19 protein-coding genes and 1 tRNA gene are annotated in these 14844 nt (G+C 65.2%); 7 read left to right on the top strand and 13 right to left on the bottom strand.

The annotated features are described in order from the left end of the window. Positions 1–65: 65 nt before the first annotated feature. From VJ109_RS09965 to VJ109_RS09945, 5 genes are all read left to right on the top strand, one after another. The gene (locus VJ109_RS09965) at positions 66–1370 is read left to right on the top strand and encodes a hypothetical protein (protein ID WP_324756438.1); all 1305 of its coding nucleotides are present in this window, start codon (positions 66–68) and stop codon (positions 1368–1370) included. 25 nt (positions 1371–1395) lie between these two features. Then, entirely contained in the window at positions 1396–2382 is a 987-nt protein-coding gene (locus VJ109_RS09960; RefSeq protein ID WP_324756436.1) for a Gfo/Idh/MocA family protein, read from the top strand. A 67-nt stretch (positions 2383–2449) separates the two neighbouring features. After that, a complete protein-coding gene (locus VJ109_RS09955) occupies positions 2450–3289 on the top strand; it encodes an aldo/keto reductase (protein ID WP_434737254.1) in 840 nt (279 codons plus the stop codon). Positions 3290–3295: 6 nt separating this feature from the next. Further along, positions 3296–3487, top strand: a complete 192-nt coding sequence (locus VJ109_RS09950; RefSeq protein ID WP_324756434.1) for a hypothetical protein — start codon at positions 3296–3298, stop codon at positions 3485–3487. Positions 3488–3563: 76 nt separating this feature from the next. Next, complete coding sequence (locus VJ109_RS09945) at positions 3564–3701, top strand: DUF8556 family small protein (protein WP_276223124.1); 138 nt, start codon at positions 3564–3566, stop codon at positions 3699–3701. A 253-nt stretch (positions 3702–3954) separates the two neighbouring features. Here VJ109_RS09945 and VJ109_RS09940 read toward each other — a convergent pair whose 3' ends face one another. The 8 genes from VJ109_RS09940 to VJ109_RS09905 all read right to left on the bottom strand — a co-directional run bounded on the left by VJ109_RS09940 (position 3955) and on the right by VJ109_RS09905 (position 8830). After that, the gene (locus tag VJ109_RS09940; protein ID WP_324756431.1) at positions 3955–4200 is read right to left on the bottom strand and encodes a type II toxin-antitoxin system HicA family toxin; all 246 of its coding nucleotides are present in this window, start codon (positions 4198–4200) and stop codon (positions 3955–3957) included. Next, positions 4201–4407 (bottom strand): type II toxin-antitoxin system HicB family antitoxin, encoded by a 207-nt coding sequence (locus tag VJ109_RS09935; protein ID WP_324756429.1) that lies wholly within the window; start codon positions 4405–4407, stop codon positions 4201–4203. It abuts the gene before it with no gap. Positions 4408–4552: 145 nt separating this feature from the next. Next, a tRNA-Ala gene (locus VJ109_RS09930) sits at positions 4553–4624 on the bottom strand. A gap of 206 nt (positions 4625–4830) precedes the next feature. Then, positions 4831–5142 carry a 30S ribosomal protein S10 gene (gene rpsJ, locus VJ109_RS09925; RefSeq protein ID WP_276223131.1) on the bottom strand — a complete coding sequence of 104 codons (312 nt, stop codon included), beginning with the start codon at positions 5140–5142 and terminating at the stop codon, positions 4831–4833. A gap of 3 nt (positions 5143–5145) precedes the next feature. Next, positions 5146–6411: a translation elongation factor EF-1 subunit alpha gene (tuf, locus tag VJ109_RS09920; RefSeq protein WP_324756426.1), complete on the bottom strand. Its 1266-nt coding sequence runs from the start codon at positions 6409–6411 to the stop codon at positions 5146–5148. A gap of 376 nt (positions 6412–6787) precedes the next feature. After that, positions 6788–7183, bottom strand: coding sequence for a DUF4870 domain-containing protein (locus VJ109_RS09915; RefSeq protein ID WP_324756424.1), 396 nt, complete (start codon positions 7181–7183; stop codon positions 6788–6790). A gap of 163 nt (positions 7184–7346) precedes the next feature. Continuing rightward, the gene (locus VJ109_RS09910) at positions 7347–8297 is read right to left on the bottom strand and encodes a homoserine dehydrogenase (protein WP_324756422.1); all 951 of its coding nucleotides are present in this window, start codon (positions 8295–8297) and stop codon (positions 7347–7349) included. Beyond that, entirely contained in the window at positions 8294–8830 is a 537-nt protein-coding gene (locus tag VJ109_RS09905) for an amino acid-binding protein (protein ID WP_324756420.1), read from the bottom strand. The genes VJ109_RS09910 and VJ109_RS09905 overlap by 4 nt, the downstream gene beginning before the upstream one ends. 113 nt (positions 8831–8943) lie before the next feature. Between VJ109_RS09905 and VJ109_RS09900 the strand changes: the two genes are divergently transcribed. Continuing rightward, positions 8944–9087, top strand: coding sequence for a hypothetical protein (locus tag VJ109_RS09900; RefSeq protein WP_324756418.1), 144 nt, complete (start codon positions 8944–8946; stop codon positions 9085–9087). On the opposite strand, the gene VJ109_RS09895 is transcribed toward VJ109_RS09900, so the two are convergent. Further along, positions 9084–9302 (bottom strand): hypothetical protein, encoded by a 219-nt coding sequence (locus tag VJ109_RS09895; protein WP_324756416.1) that lies wholly within the window; start codon positions 9300–9302, stop codon positions 9084–9086. The two genes, VJ109_RS09900 and VJ109_RS09895, sit on opposite strands and share 4 nt — an antisense overlap. Positions 9303–9582: 280 nt before the next feature. Next, the gene (locus tag VJ109_RS09890; RefSeq protein ID WP_324756414.1) at positions 9583–11772 is read right to left on the bottom strand and encodes an elongation factor EF-2; all 2190 of its coding nucleotides are present in this window, start codon (positions 11770–11772) and stop codon (positions 9583–9585) included. A 191-nt stretch (positions 11773–11963) separates the two neighbouring features. On the opposite strand from VJ109_RS09890, the gene VJ109_RS09885 reads away from it, so the two are divergent. Beyond that, positions 11964–12761 (top strand): DUF5781 family protein, encoded by a 798-nt coding sequence (locus VJ109_RS09885; RefSeq protein ID WP_324756412.1) that lies wholly within the window; start codon positions 11964–11966, stop codon positions 12759–12761. Here VJ109_RS09885 and VJ109_RS09880 read toward each other — a convergent pair whose 3' ends face one another. Genes VJ109_RS09880 through VJ109_RS09870 form a run of 3 tightly spaced genes read right to left on the bottom strand, consistent with a single transcriptional unit; the run spans position 12762 to position 14778 of the window. Then, on the bottom strand, positions 12762–13472 hold the full coding sequence (locus VJ109_RS09880; protein ID WP_324756411.1) for an energy-coupling factor transporter transmembrane component T family protein: 711 nt from the start codon (positions 13470–13472) through the stop codon (positions 12762–12764). Then, on the bottom strand, positions 13466–14167 hold the full coding sequence (locus VJ109_RS09875; protein ID WP_324756409.1) for an energy-coupling factor ABC transporter ATP-binding protein: 702 nt from the start codon (positions 14165–14167) through the stop codon (positions 13466–13468). Before VJ109_RS09875 ends, VJ109_RS09880 begins: the two co-directional genes overlap by 7 nt. After that, positions 14164–14778, bottom strand: a complete 615-nt coding sequence (locus tag VJ109_RS09870; RefSeq protein WP_324756407.1) for a biotin transporter BioY — start codon at positions 14776–14778, stop codon at positions 14164–14166. Before VJ109_RS09870 ends, VJ109_RS09875 begins: the two co-directional genes overlap by 4 nt. Positions 14779–14844 lie beyond the last annotated feature (66 nt).

Genomic DNA, 14844 nt, shown 5'->3' with positions numbered 1-14844 from the left:
ACGAAGCGCTTATTTCCGGATAACAACAACGTAACACAAGTGGTGTGTACTGCCAGGGTGGCCGGATGGACCGGGTGATCGATGTCACAGCGACCGACGACGCCGTCCTCGACCGGACCGAGAGCGACGGCGTTCTCGGGCGGTCGCTGCTGTGTCTCCCGCTGTCGACACACCTTCGAGACGCCGAACAGGCCCGATACGTCGCCTGGAACAAGAAGCGGGGCGTCACCTGTATCCACAGCGGCCCGGACACGTACGCCCCGAGCGGGAGCTATCGGGCGTTCGCCATCGCCACCGACAGCCGAATGGTGTTCGTCGTCGGCGGCGACGCCGAGGACGACCGGGTGTTCACCTTGCCGTACCGCGAGGTCCTGACCGTCGAGACGAGCGCGAACTTCCTCTCCTCGACACTCGAACTCGTCGCCGACGGCCAACAGCGCTGGCAGTTCGCCTGTCGTGGCGACCTCGACCCGGTCGCGAGGTACGTCGACGAAGCGGTCCAGTGTTGGACCCGCGCCGAGACGCTGTTCGACCGGGCCGACAATCGAGTCAGTTCGGCCCACGACGCTGTCGAAGACGGGCGGTTAGACGCCGCAAGGGAGGCCCTCGATGCAGCCGAGACAGAGGTAGCCGACGCACGGGACCATCTCGACGAACTGGGGCCGGACGCAGTCGCACGCAGGACTGCCGTCGTCGACGACATCGAACACGGCATGGCTGAGGCACGCGGCCGACTCGCCGCGACCCGAGGTGCCAGAGCCCACGAGACGGCCCGTTCCGCCTGGGACCGAAGCGAGTACGCCAGGGCCTACGACGCCTACGAACGTGCCCGCGAAGCCTATCGACGGGCGCGTGCCCACGGCGTGACGGATCTCCCGCTGGAAGAACGCCTTGCAGCCGTCGACGAGGAGTGTGACCGGCTCGCCAGCGCCCCGCTGGACGCGGCGCGTGAGGCCGCCGACGCTGCCCGGGAGACCGACGACCCACAGATCGCGAGCGAGCGCTGGGAGACCGCGCTCGAACGGTATCAGGACGCGGTCACGCTCGATTGGGGGCGACAGCGACGGTTCGAGGGCGACCCCGAGCAGCTCCGGGACACCGTGGCCGACACCGCCACCGCGCTCATCGGCGCCCGGCGAGCGGCGGCCCAGGATCGGCTGAACACCAGCGACTGGCTCGCCAAGAGCGGCGACGAGGACGGCGCCTGGGCTGCGCTCCGGGAGGCACGGGAACACGTCGAACGGGCCGACGAGGTCGCCGCGGAACTCGCTCCCGACCGCCGGGAGTTCGTGACCGAGGACATGGCCGCGGTCGCCGAACGGACCGCTCGCCTCGACGCCGAAACGAGCCGCCCCGATACGGGGGTTTAGGAGGGCGGGCTACGTCGGTCCATGCATGCGCTTTGGCATCCTCTCGACGGCGAAGATCGGCCGTGAAGCCGTGATCCCCGCGATCCAGGCCAGCGAGCATACGGTCACAGCCATCGGCTCCCGGGACGCCGAACGGGCGCGACGTGTCGCAGCGGACCTCGGCATCCCCGAGGCCTACGGCGACTACGAGACGCTTCTGGCCGAGGCTGACATCGACGCGGTGTACAACCCGCTTCCCAACGCCCTCCACGCCGAGTGGAGCCAGCGAGCGGCCGATCACGGCCACCACGTCCTCTGTGAGAAACCACTGACGGTCGACAGCGCCGAGGCGATCGACCTCTTCGAGTACTGTGCCGATCGGGACGTGACCCTGATGGAGGCGTTCATGTACCAGTTCCACCCCAGAACCCAGCGAGCCCGCGAGATCGTCCGCGAGGAACTGGGCGAACTCCGCGCGGTCGAGTCGTCGTTCAAGTTCCGTCTGGATTGGGACGGCGACATCCGACTAGACCCGGAACTGGCCGGCGGGAGCCTGATGGACGTGGGCTGTTACGCGGTCAGTGCGGTCCGCGGGTTCCTCGGCGAACCGGACCGGGCGTTCGCCCAGGCGACCGATTCCCGAGAGACGGGTGTCGACACGAACCTCGCCGGCACGCTCGCCTACGATGACGGCCGGGTCGCACAGATCGCCTGTGGGTTCGACTCGCCCCACGTCGAACGGTACCGGGTCGAGACCGACGACGGCTGGCTCGAAGCACGGGACTGTTTCGGCCCCGAACCCGACCAGTCCGTCTCGCTGACCTACGCCGTCGACGGCCGCGAGGTGACGGAGACGTTCGACCCGGTCGATCAGTACCGTCTCCAGGTTGAGGGCTTCGCCGACGCTGTGTCGGCGGGAGCGGACCCGCTTGTCGACCGCGCCGAGACGCTGGGCAACATGCGCGCGATCGACGCCCTGGCCCGTAGCGCCGAACGGGGCGAGCCGGTCGACGTTGCCCCGGCAGTGGAATAACGACGATCGGGTCACGCGGGTGACACGCGACCCAACGGTTTTGCCGACCGCGGGCGAGATACCGTCCGTGACACCCCCCACGAAGACACTGCCCAGCGGCGACGAACTCCCGATGGTCGGGATCGGTACCTGGCAACTCCAGGGAGATACCCTCGCACAGTCCGTGCGTGCCGGTCTCGACGCCGGCTACGGCCACGTCGACACGGCCGAAGGCTACCACAACGAGGCCACGATCGGCGAGGCACTGGCGGACTACGACCGCGAAGACGTCTTTCTCACCTCGAAGGTCCTCCCCAAACACCTCGACTACGAGTCGGTGATCACCTCCTGTGAGGCCTCGCTCGAACGGCTGGGGACCGACTACCTTGACCTCTATCTGGTCCACTGGCCGAACCCGGCGATCTCGCTGCGGGAGACGCTCCAGGCGATGAGTCACCTCCACGAGGAGGGGCTGGTTCGGAACGTCGGCGTCTCGAATTTCAGCGCCTACCAGCTCTCGACCGCACACCACATCTCGCCGGTTCCCATCGCGGTCAACCAGATCGAGTACCACCCTTGGAACACCCAACCCGACGTCGTCGACTACTGCCACGAGACCAACACCGTCGTCGAGGCTGCCGCACCACTCGCTCGTACGGAGGTGTTCGGCGATCCCGTGATCCAGGACCTCTCCGGGAAGTACGACCGCTCGCCGGCGCAGATCGTCCTGAAATGGGCCGTCGAGAACGACATCGTCGTCCTCCCGAAATCCACCTCACCGGACCACGTCCGGGCCAACCTGGACCTGTTCGAGTGGGATTTGGACGACGACGACCACCAGCGTATCGACGAGATCGACCGCGAACGGACCGTCTACGACCACCCAGTCAGGGACTGGACCGGCGACACCTACGGGATCTCACAGTAGGTCTCGATGGTCTCGCCACCGCCGCTCGACCGCTACGACGCCGCCGCGGCCCTGAGCGTCGGCTGCCTGCTGGTGGTGGCGTATCTCCTCGTTCCGAACCCGACCGTCCAGTACGCCGTGTGGCTGACGATCTTCTGTGTCTGGATGGCGTGGTTCGTCTTCTTCGGGGCGAAATGGCTCTACGGAGTGGATCGCTAATCGCAAGACAAAACAACTGTTTACTCGATTCCGTGTCAGACGGATTTTATAATCCCTCCCGGAGTATACACACTCGATGCCTCGCATCGAAGTCCCGGAGAACCTGTACCGCCAGATCGAGGACGAAGCGAACGGCGACGACTTCAATGACACCCTCTGGAAGATGGTCGGCTCGTACCGCCGGACCAACAATCCCGAAGCCGACCAGACGTGAGCGTGACTGACTGATTCGGTGGTCGAACCGGAGTCCAGTTCCGTGAGTCCGAAGCGGCGGCCCTGTTCTTCTAAGCGCGACGAGCGTCCTTATCCGAAGAGTTCGACAGGACGAGAAGGTGGGATGGACTCGTCGGGGTTTCGTCACGCCGCGTGAAAGATTCGGACTAACCCCGACGCTGTGGTGCGGTCCAGGGATACCCCGACCGAACAACTCGTGAGTTCGAATTCGGCTCGATCCGTGACACCGATGTTCACCGATGCTCGTCGATCCACTCACACCACGCGTGGAAGTCGTTCGCACCACACTGGTCGGCAATGCGCTGCAGTGTTCCGACGCGGACTCGGTCGTGGAGCGGTACGGTGACGGTCCGTTTCTCGCCAGTCTCGGGATGGGTGTACTTGAGAATTGCGTGGTCACCGCGTGTCCGGTCGTGGCGATACCCGAACTTCCGGAGGACGGTGACGATTTCGCTGCCCGAAAAATCTCTCGTGCCCATTCACGAGTCCTCGAACCACGGCGCATCGGGTTCGGGAGCCGCTGTGTCCTCGGCTCTCGCTTCCTTGGTAAGCTCGATGGCTTCATCGAGGTTTTCGAGCGCCGCCGTCCGTGACGGTCCCTGACTCGCAACACCGGTTTCCTCGTCTACCGCCGACCACCAGCCATCGCCCTCTTCGATGAGACGGATCTCACGTCCGGTGCTCATACAGCACGATACGCCTGAATATCAGATAAGGGTTCGGCCGTGGTCGAAACGGGTGTGCGTCTAGTCCACGACGGATTCCAGGAGAGTTCATTATGGGTGCGACTAGACAGCGGTAGAGGGCCTGAAAAATGTGATACGCCGGATATGGACTCGCCGGGATTTGAACCCGGGGCCTCTTCCTTGCGAAGGAAGCGATCTGCCACTGATCTACGAGCCCGCGCGTTTGCCTCTCGAACGCCGGGTCGTAAAAACCCTGCGCGTGAGGGCGACCTTCGATAGCGATTCACACGGCGTGTGGACGTGTCCCGGCGTGCGGTTCGGTGCGGATGCGACCCGGCCTCGCGGACGGAGATCGAGGCCGACGATCAGTCCCGAGCCACGCCCTGTGGGCGCGCCTCGACCCTCGCGAAGCTGACGCTTCGCTCAGTCCTCGAGGACGATCTCGATGGAGACGTCGTTGGGCACCTGGATGCGCATCAGCTGGCGCAGTGCCCGTTCGTCGGCGTCGATATCGATCAGCCGCTTGTGGACCCGCATCTCCCAGTGTTCCCACGTCGCAGTCCCTTCACCGTCAGGGGACTTGCGTGTGGGGACTTCCAGCGTCTTGGTGGGGAGCGGGACCGGCCCCGACAGCTCGACACCGGTCTTCTCGGCGATCTCCCGCACGTCGGCGCAGATGTTGTCGAGGTCGTCGGGGCTCGTGCCTGCGAGCCGAACGCGTGCCTGCTGGGACATGTGTTATCGCTCGTTGACGCTGAGGACCTTACCAGCAGCGATGGTCTGACCCATGTCGCGGATGGCGAAGGAGCCGAGTTCCGGAATCTCGCCGGACGGCTCGATGCTGAGCGGCTTCTGCGGACGAACCGTGACGACCGCAGCGTCGCCGTTCTGGATGAAGTCGGGGTTCTCCTCGGCGACCTCGCCGGAGGCGGGGTCGATCTTCTGGTCCAGGGACTCAATGGTACAGGCGACCTGTGCCGTGTGAGCGTGGAAGACCGGCGTGTACCCCTCGGTGATCACCGACGGGTGCTGCATGACGACGATCTGGGCCTGGAACGTCTCGGCGACCGACGGCGGATCGTCAGCCGGACCACAGACGTCACCACGGCGGATGTCGTCCTTGCCGATGCCACGGACGTTGAACCCGACGTTGTCACCGGGCTCGGCCTTCGGGACTTCCTCGTGGTGCATCTCGACGGTCTTGACCTCGCCGCCGACGTCGCTGGGCTGGAACGAGACGTTGTCGCCCGTGTTCAGGATACCCGTCTCGACACGGCCGACCGGGACCGTCCCGATACCGGAGATGGTGTAGACGTCCTGGATCGGCAGGCGAAGCGGTGCGTCCGTCGGCGGTTCCGGCGCCGGCAGTTCGTTGAGTGCCTCGATGAGGATCTCGCCGTCGTACCAGCCGGTGTGCTCGGACTCGCTGGCGATGTTGTCGCCCTCGAACGCCGAGACCGGGATGAACTTCGCGTTCTCCGTGTCGAAGCGGACCTGATTGAGGAGGTCCTTGACCTCCTCGACGACCTGCTTGTACTCGGACTCGCCGTAGTCGACGAGGTCCATCTTGTTGACGGCGACGATGAGTTCGCCGATGCCAAGCGTTCGGGCCAGGAAGACGTGTTCCTGGGTCTGGGGCTGAACACCGTCGTCGGCGGCGACGACGAGAACAGCGTTGTCGGCCTGGCTCGCGCCCGTGATCATGTTCTTCACGAAGTCACGGTGGCCGGGACAGTCGACGATGGTGAAGTCGTAGGTGTCCGTGCTGAACTCCTGGTGGGCGATGTCGATGGTGACACCACGCTCTCGCTCCTCGGCGAGGTTGTCCATGACGTAGGCGAACTCGAAGCCGCCCTTGCCCTTCTCTTCTGCTTCTTCCTTGTGCTGTTCGATGACGTGCTCGGGTACCGATCCTGTCTCGTACAGGAGGCGGCCGACGAGCGTGCTCTTTCCGTGGTCGACGTGGCCGATGATGGCCAGGTTCTGGTGTTGTTCGTCGCTCATTGTTGAATCTCACGCGCAGGGGCGCTGTATCGGAATCTTTAGCCGGTGGTTCATAAAATCATTTCGAAAGCGAGCAGGCGTCATCCCCGCGCTATCGTGCGGTTCGACATGACGTGTCATGGCGCGGGCTGAACGACCACGGGCACGCCCGGAGCGCGGGTCGGCCAATCCCGCCGAGTTCGTGGCGAACAGTCATGTCTCGAAGAGCGGTAATTCTCGCGTATACGCGTGAAGACACGCGAACGCAGTTCGGAGGACTGCACAGCCGTCAGCAGGCCAGACGGCCCCGAGACTCAGTCGTCGTGTCCAGTAAAATCGGCCCCGGGCGGGTCCTGTTCCACCGCTGACGGATCAGTCTGTGATCGGTTCGCCCGGACTACAGTGCTTCCTCGATGGAACGCGCGATGTCGGCAAAGATCGGTAGTTCGATGGTCTCCTCGGAATAGGCCTTGTACGCCAGGAAGATGAACGCGACGAACATAGCCAGGTTGAACACGCCCATGATCAGGCCAGCCAGCAGCGCGATTGTTCCCGGTAAGGACCCGGTGATGAATCCCACTGCAAACCGGAAGACGTACAGACCGATCCCGAAGGCAACGGCCTGTGCCGCGTTGAATCGCAGGAACTCGTTGCCGTCTTCCTCGACGAAGAGGAAGATCAGCGCGATCGGCCACAAGATGTAGCCGATCGCAGCCGCGATATTCGCCGAGAGTCCGAACACCGCGTCGTCGGCTTCCGCACCAGGCACCACCGTATCTGATTGTGTCGCCATATATCCGGACTCTACACGATCGCATATAATAATTTCCCTCAGATCAACAGGTGTTATAATCCGGGGATAGTTCGATTTTCCGATATATTTCAAGTGCCTGTAATCCGAATGAAGGCACCTAGTTTCAGAAGCGTATGGGCAGTGTTGATCAGTTCTCCGATATCTACTGCCCGAGTCGACCGACATCTGCGAGGACGGCACTTGCGGTTTCAGGGCCACCGGCACCGCGGCCAGAGATGTTGAGCCGACCTGCGTGTTCGGTCTCCAGTTGGACGATGTTGCGCGTCCCCGACGGCGCAAGCGGTACGTTCTCCGGCACCAGTCGGGGGCCGACGCGGACCTCCCCCTCCGCGACTTCGGCGATGAGGCGAATCGTCCGCCCCTCCTCTTGGGCGAGTTCGAGCGCGCTGCCCGCGATGTCCTGGATTCCCTCGACTTCGGCGTCTTCGAGCGTGTACTCCCGGCCGCCGTCGGCCAGGACGTTGGCGACGATGACACCTTTCAAGGCTGCGTCGGTGCCGTCGACGTCGAACGTCGGGTCGGCCTCGGCGACGCCCAGGTCCTGGGCCTCCGCGAGAACGTGTTCGTATCCCAACCCTTCTGCGGCCATCCGCGAGAGGATGAAGTTCGCCGTCCCGTTGAGTACTCCCCGGACCGCACTGATGTGTTCCGGATCGAAGTCGTCGATCGTCGAGAGGACCGGCATCGCACCGCCGACGGTCGCCTCGAACAGGACCGTCCCCTCGCTTTCCGCTTCGAGTTGCCGGACATCCGCGTACCGTTCGGCGACCGGTCCCTTGTTCGCGAGGACCACGTGTCGGTCCCGTTGAAGCGCGGTCTTGAGGTGGCCGAAACCGGGTTCGGCATCACCCAGCGTCGTCGGCGTCGCCTCGACGAGGACGTCGTATGGCGCCTGGAGGGCGTCTTCGGGTGCCTCGTCCCCGACGATGCCGTCCGCTGCTTTCCGGTCCAGAACGGCCGCTGTATCGAGACCGTCCGGATCGATCGCGGCGCTCTGTGAGTCCGAAAATGCAGTGACGGTGTGGCCGTAGTCGGCCGCGAGTTCGACGACCGACCCGCCGACGGCGCCGGCGCCCATTACTGCCAGCCTCATAGTTCACCCCCGGCGGCCAGTGGTTCGATGACACGCAGCTCCTTTTCGGCCGCGATATCTCTGATCGTTTCCATCACTGACTCGGTCGCGTTCTGTTCGGTCGCCAATCTGATCCGTGCGCTGGAAGAAGCGTCCTCGGTCCCTTCGGGGGCCGACAACGAGAGGTCGGTCACCGTCGCGTCTGTATGCTCCTGGATACGCGAGAGCGTGTCCGAGAGATCCGTGTTGATGAGATGCCCCGTGAGGACGACCGTCAGTGTCTCGCTGTAGCGCTCGGCGCCGGCTTGGATGACGTTGATGCCCGCGTCGCGCAACGCGTCGACGATCCCGTCGAACCGTTCGGGGGTCGCCTCCATGTCGACCTCCACGGGGATATGCCCGCGGGGCGTGACGTTGCCCCGTTCGTGGAAGATAGAGAGGAGGTTACCGCCGTTGTCGGCGATGGGTCCGAGCGCCCGCAACAGTTCGCCCGGCTCGTCGACCAGTTCGAGCCGAACTGTGTAGGACCGAACCTCGTCGGTCGAGTCGCTCATCGCCCGCTCACCTCCTGTGGAGTATCTCCGCTCATTGTCGGTGACTCAGAGGGGGTAGCTATAAGAATCCCAGCGTTTCGTGCGAGCGGATAGACTGCACTGACAACCGGGGCGTGCTGGCGGTCACCCACCACGTCGGGACCTTCGAGGGACTGATCGACCGACTCACCGTCTTCGACCGGGGCGAGATCCGCTACGACGGCCCCGTCGATACCGAGATCGGCGCCCGCGAACAGTACCTCTCGATCGTCGATTAGGGGAGAAACTCCTCGTAGATGTCGTCGATCCACTCGTTGAACTGCTCGCCCCGCGGGGACCCCCACGGGTTCCGTGAGAAGTAGTAGATCGCCGCAAACAGCGTCGAGAGCCACAGCGCGATCGCCGGGCCGAGGACGGACTGCCAGATGAACGTCGAGGTGCCGGCGATCAGCGCCGCGATCAGGAGGTCCACCAGTTGGTAGAGTCGGCTCATACCGGTCGTTGGCCCGAGAGGGGCCTAAACGTATGGGAAAGGAGAGAGGCGAGGTGTAGCGATCTGTCGATTGTACCGAACTCACGCCGACGGTACGGGCCAGTTGTTCCGAGTGAGTCGTCGGACTGCGGAGGGACAAGCGTACCGCGCGAACATCGTGAGCACGGTTTCACGGGACCGAGCGGAGCGAGGTCCCGCCTTTTTTCCCCACGTTTTTACAGCGGGGGTTCCCGCAGCGAGCCAAGAGAGCGAGGAAACCCCCGCTGTAAAAAGTGGGGTCCTAGAAGTAGTCGATCGCTTCCGGCAGCTCGGTCTTCATCCCCTTTCGCGTGCGGATCTCGGTGATCTTGTCGGGCTGGAGGTTGTCGGCCATAACTTGGAAGCCGGCGTTCTCGGTGTTCCAGGAGGCACGGCCCTCGGTGGCCGAGCGGATGTCACTGGAGAAGCCGATCATCTCGTCGACGGGCGCGACGCCCTCGACGACCATCAGGTCGCCTTCCTGGTACATGTCGTCGACGCGGCCACGACGGCCCTGGATCTCGCCGCTCGCGGCGCCCATGTGATCGTTGGGCACGTCGATACGGACCTGCTGGATCGGCTCCAGCAGCTTGATGTCGGCGTCGATCAGCGCGTTGTGGACGGCCTCCCGGACTGCCGGGATGACCTGTGCCGGACCGCGGTGGATGGCGTCCTCGTGGAGCCGCGCGTCGTGGAGCCGGATGAGCGAGCCCTGGACCGGCTCCGCAGCGAGTGGACCGTCGTCGAGGGCCTCTTCGAGGCCTTCGATGACCAGTTCCATCGTCTCGTTGAGGTGCTGGATACCCTTCGTGTCGTCGATGAGGACGTTCGTCCCGTGGATGTGTTCGACGTTCTGGGACGTGTCCTTGTCCATGCCGGCCTCCTGGAGGGCTTCACGGCGCTCCAGTTCGGGCATATCCATCGAGGCTTCGCCGAGCTTGATCGTCTCGACGATGTCCTCGTTGAGCGGCTCGATGGTGATGTAGAACCGGTTGTGGTTGTTCGGCGAGCGACCCTCGACCTCGCGGCTCGCGGACTGTGGTGCTTCGCGGTAGACGACGATCGGCTCCCCGGTGTTGATCGGGATGCCCTGGTTGCGCTCGATCCGCTGACCGATCACTTCGAGGTGGAGCTCACCCTGGCCGGAGATGAGGTGTTCGCCGGTGTCCTCGTTGATCTCGACCTGGATCGTCGGGTCCTCCTTCGCGACCTGCTGGAGCGTCTCGATGAGCTTCGGCAGGTCGTCCATGTTCTGTGCCTCGACGGACTTCGTGATGACCGGCTCCGAGATGTGTTCGATGGACTCGAAGGGCGTCATCTCGACGGATGAGACCGTCGAGCCGGCGATAGCGTCCTTGAGGCCGGTGACGGCGGCGATGTTGCCGGCGGGGACGTGTTCGACCTCCTCGCGCTCGCCACCCATGTAGATCCCGACGCTCTGGATGCGGTTCTTGCCGGCGGTCCCGGAGACGTACAGCTCCTGGCCCTTCTCTAGGGTTCCGGAGAAGACACGGCCGGCGGCGATCTCGCCGGCGTGGGGGTCGACGCCGATGTCGGTGACCATCAGGACGACTTCGCCGTCCTCGTTGACGAGCCGCATGTCGTCGGCGAGTTCCGAGTCCGCGTCCCCGCGCCAGATACGCGGGACACGACGGGGCTGGGCGTTGACAGGGTTCGGGAAGTGCTCACAGACCATGTCGAGCACGACATCGGACAGCGGCGTGCGCTCGTGGAGTTCCTGGCGCTTGTCGGCGCGTTCGAGCTCCATGATCTCGCCGAAGTCCATCCCGGTGCGTTGCATCGAGGGCATCGAGACGCCCCACTTGTACAGCGCCGACCCGAAGCCGACGGTCCCCTCCTCGACGGAGACGGTCCAGTCGTCGTCGATGTCGTCCATCTCCTCGGTCATCCCGCGGATGAGCTCGTTGACATCGCGGATGACCGCGAGCAGGCGCTCCTGCATCTCTTCGGGGCCTTCCTGAAGCTCCGAGATGAGGCGGTCGACCTTGTTGATGAACAGGGTCGGCTTGACGCCCTCACGGAGCGCCTGGCGCAGCACCGTCTCGGTCTGGGGCATGGCGCCCTCGACGGCGTCGACGACCACGAGCGCCCCGTCGACGGCACGCATCGCACGGGTCACGTCGCCACCGAAGTCGACGTGGCCCGGCGTGTCGATGAGGTTGATGAGGTGGTTCTGCTCCTCGTACTCGTGGGTCATCGAGACGTTCGCCGCGTCGATGGTGATCCCACGTTCCTGCTCGTCCTCCTCGGTGTCCATCGCGAGCTGTTCGCCCGCGGTGTCGTCGGAGATCATGCCGGCACCGGCCAGCAGGTTGTCAGTCAGCGTCGTCTTCCCGTGGTCGACGTGAGCAGCGATGGCGATGTTCCGGATGTACTCCGGGTCGTTCATCAGTGTCTCACATTCCTGAACGATTTTCTTACGTCGGCCCATTATACAGAAGAGTATCAACAGGAGGGTCAAAAGGATAGTGTTTCGCCACGACCGGACGGCTGATTCCGGCAGTTACGCGTGCTAATCTCACTCATTCGGGGTATTCCGTTTTGGCCCGGTCGTTTCTTCCCGAGAGAGGAGAACGGAACGGCCGTGGATTAATGGTATCCCAACCCCTGTGAACGACACACATGGAACTACACGTACAGGGCGGGCCGGTCGAACCGTTTCTCGGCGCACAGGACCTCTTCTCGACGGAGTACGATCTCGACCGGCCAGTGACAGTCCGGGTCCGTGATGACCCCGACGAGCGAACGCGGGTGATTCACAGCGAGGACGGCCACCTGTTGACGATCTCCCGGCAGGCCGCGACCAGCGCGATGGCCCGGGAACTCGCGCTCCACGAGTTCGCACACATGCACCACCACGAACGGGGCCATCCGTCCCACACCCAGTCGACAGAGGAGGCGATCTACCTGGCGCTTGCGGGCCGGTCGGTCGAACAGCGGAAACTCACCCACTGCTACCAGATCGCCAATCACATGCGCGATGTCTACGCTGACGACGTCTGGATGGCGATGGCACCGGGTGACAAACTCGTCCCCTTCCTGGAGGCGAGTCTGGCCGCGGCGGTCGCGGACCGTCCGGCCGACCCCCCGGGCTGGGACCACGTGACCCCGACGACACCACGCGATCGCGGCCCGGACGAACCGACCGCCAGGCTGACGCCGGCCGCCGATCCCGAGATCACCGCGGTCAACGCCGCGTTCGCGCTCGCACTGTGTGAGCGCCACGACCTCGTCGACGACGACCACCGGCTATATGATCTCGCGCACGCGGCGGCCGCCGATGCCGAGGGCATCAGCCTCGGGGAGTTCAAGCGCCATTTCGCTTCGCTGTCACCCGACCCCGACGCCTCCGAATTCCGGAAGGCACTGGTCGACGTGACCCGCGCGTACGCCACCAGCGGGACGAAGGCAGCCGACTGATCACGCGGTGACCAGCGGCGAGACCGCGAGTGCGACGGCGGCCACGACCACCAGGTAGTCTCCCCGCCCGAAAGCCATTGCCGGCGGCGTCGGGTTCCAGGCGAAACACCGGGCTCGAAGGGCGACAGAGAGGTGATCGGCACGCCCAAGCGCTCGTGCGAGGCCGACGACGGCGATCCGGCGCGCCCGGTCCACGACGGAGCGCCGTTGCCCACCGCGTGCCCGGATCGCGTCCTGGACCGACAGGAGATCCCGCCGGAGCACGGGGAGAAACCGGAACGTGAGCGCGACCCCGACACCTAGCGCCTGGCCGAAGCGGCCGGGGACGTGTCGCTGGATGGCGGCCCGCGTCGCCCGAACCGGCGTCGTCCGGACGTAGGCTGCGCTGACGAACAGTACCAGGAGGACGCGGGTCACCTCGACTGTCGGCGCCAGCGCGCGGCCGGGGGCCAGCCAGGGCGGCCCGAGGACGACCGCGGCCGAGAGCGGCCCGAGCGCAAGGATAGCGACGACGAACCAGTAGTTCCGGAGCACTGTCAGCGGCGAGAGCCGTCCCGCCGTCAGCACTACCCCGGCGAGAACGGCCAGCCCGGCGAGCCGGGTCGGTGTCGGTCGGGCGAAGACGGCAACGGCGAACCCCACCTGGAAGGCGAGTTTCGACCGCGCGTCGAGCCGGTGGGCCACTGTCACACCCGGTTCGTAGGTCAACATCCCGCGTCGACACCGAGCGGTTCCAGGTCGGGCGCGACCGTCTCGGGATCGCCGTCGGCGACGATCCGACCCTCGGACAGAGCGACGATCCGGTCCGCCCGTTCCCGGAGGTCCCGTAGATCGTGCGTGACGACGACGACACTAGTCCCCTGGGCGGCGAGTTCGTCGAGTTTCGCGAGCACCGACCGCCGCGCCCGCAGGTCCAGGCCGGCGAAGGGTTCGTCCAGCACGAGATGGGTCGGTTCCATCGCCAGCGCCCCGGCGATCGCGACCCGGGCTTGCTGCCCGCCCGAGAGTTCGTCGATACGTGCCTTCTCGCGACCGGCCAGGTCGACGGCCGCCAGTGCTTCGGTGACCCGGCGGTCGATCTCCGCCCGCTCCAGCCCCAGGTTCTCCGGGCCGAAGGCCACGTCGGCGCCGACGGTCGCAGCCACTAACTGATCGCGGGGGTGTTGGAACACCATCCCGACGCTCGTCCGTGCCGCGACCGGGTCCTCGGTCACGTCGACGCCGTCGACGGTGACGGTCCCCGAATCGGGTTCCAGCAGGGCGTTACAGTGGCGGACGAGCGTCGTCTTCCCGCTTCCGTTCGGACCGACCAACAGGAGAAACTCCCCGTCGGGGACGGTCAGCGAGACGCGATCGAGGGCGACGGCGTCCCCGAACCGGTGGGTGAGATCGGTGACGGAGATCATACGGCCTGTTGCCGGGCGAGCGCCCCACCCCGGACCAGCGCCAGCGTCGCGGCGATCTTGATAGCGTCACCCGGGAGAAACACCGCGGCACCGACCGTCGCCGCCTCCACCGGCGGGAGGCCGGCCGCGTAGGCCAGCCACGGCACGCCGACGGCGTAGATGACGACGAGGCCGACGACGAGCGCGCCGGCCTGGACGCCGACCGAAACCTCCGAGAGCGGGCGGGGTCCCGAGCCACGGTCGGCGATACTACCGAACGGACGGTGGACGATCGCTCCGATGACGACCGCGGCCACGAGGAAGCCGATCAAGTAGCCCCCCGTCGGCCCGAGGACGTAGCCAAGCCCCGCGCCGCCGTTCGAGAACACCGGCGCGCCGGCGATCCCGACCAGCAGATAGAGCGCGATCGAGAAGCCGCCCCAGCGGGGTCCCAGCAGGAGGCCCGCGAAGTAGACGCCGAACACCTGAAACGAGATCGGCGCGGGGAGTCCGGGAACCGGGATCGAGACGTACGCGAACACGGCTGTCAGCGCCGCGAGGACCGCCGCGAGCGAGATGTGTTTGACTGCCTCGTCGCCGACCAACTCGACGGAGTCGTGTTCCTGTGCCATGCGGACCACTCCCTCGTCAACCAAGATATAGCCGGCGGTTTACCAGAAACTCACGAAACCGAGAAA

Source organism: Haloarcula montana (assembly GCF_035666295.1).
In the GTDB taxonomy this organism is placed as follows: Archaea; Halobacteriota; Halobacteria; order Halobacteriales; family Haloarculaceae; genus Haloarcula; species Haloarcula montana.
The sequence above is the reverse complement of the archived record's forward strand: the minus strand, read 5'-3'. Positions and strand labels throughout refer to the sequence as shown.

Coding starts and splice junctions, on each gene's coding strand:
- VJ109_RS09905 (WP_324756420.1), bottom strand. CDS start 8,830: ATGAGCGACTCGACCGACGAGGTTCGGTCCTACACAGTTCGGCTCGAA.
- rpsJ (WP_276223131.1), bottom strand. CDS start 5,142: ATGTCCCAGCAGGCACGCGTTCGGCTCGCAGGCACGAGCCCCGACGAC.
- VJ109_RS09965 (WP_324756438.1), top strand. CDS start 66: ATGGACCGGGTGATCGATGTCACAGCGACCGACGACGCCGTCCTCGAC.
- VJ109_RS09910 (WP_324756422.1), bottom strand. CDS start 8,297: ATGAGGCTGGCAGTAATGGGCGCCGGCGCCGTCGGCGGGTCGGTCGTC.
- VJ109_RS09950 (WP_324756434.1), top strand. CDS start 3,296: ATGGTCTCGCCACCGCCGCTCGACCGCTACGACGCCGCCGCGGCCCTG.
- VJ109_RS09945 (WP_276223124.1), top strand. CDS start 3,564: ATGCCTCGCATCGAAGTCCCGGAGAACCTGTACCGCCAGATCGAGGAC.
- VJ109_RS09895 (WP_324756416.1), bottom strand. CDS start 9,302: ATGAGCCGACTCTACCAACTGGTGGACCTCCTGATCGCGGCGCTGATC.
- VJ109_RS09960 (WP_324756436.1), top strand. CDS start 1,396: ATGCGCTTTGGCATCCTCTCGACGGCGAAGATCGGCCGTGAAGCCGTG.
- VJ109_RS09885 (WP_324756412.1), top strand. CDS start 11,964: ATGGAACTACACGTACAGGGCGGGCCGGTCGAACCGTTTCTCGGCGCA.
- VJ109_RS09940 (WP_324756431.1), bottom strand. CDS start 4,200: ATGGGCACGAGAGATTTTTCGGGCAGCGAAATCGTCACCGTCCTCCGG.
- VJ109_RS09880 (WP_324756411.1), bottom strand. CDS start 13,472: ATGTTGACCTACGAACCGGGTGTGACAGTGGCCCACCGGCTCGACGCG.
- VJ109_RS09875 (WP_324756409.1), bottom strand. CDS start 14,167: ATGATCTCCGTCACCGATCTCACCCACCGGTTCGGGGACGCCGTCGCC.
- VJ109_RS09935 (WP_324756429.1), bottom strand. CDS start 4,407: ATGAGCACCGGACGTGAGATCCGTCTCATCGAAGAGGGCGATGGCTGG.
- VJ109_RS09870 (WP_324756407.1), bottom strand. CDS start 14,778: ATGGCACAGGAACACGACTCCGTCGAGTTGGTCGGCGACGAGGCAGTC.
- VJ109_RS09915 (WP_324756424.1), bottom strand. CDS start 7,183: ATGGCGACACAATCAGATACGGTGGTGCCTGGTGCGGAAGCCGACGAC.
- VJ109_RS09890 (WP_324756414.1), bottom strand. CDS start 11,772: ATGGGCCGACGTAAGAAAATCGTTCAGGAATGTGAGACACTGATGAAC.
- tuf (WP_324756426.1), bottom strand. CDS start 6,411: ATGAGCGACGAACAACACCAGAACCTGGCCATCATCGGCCACGTCGAC.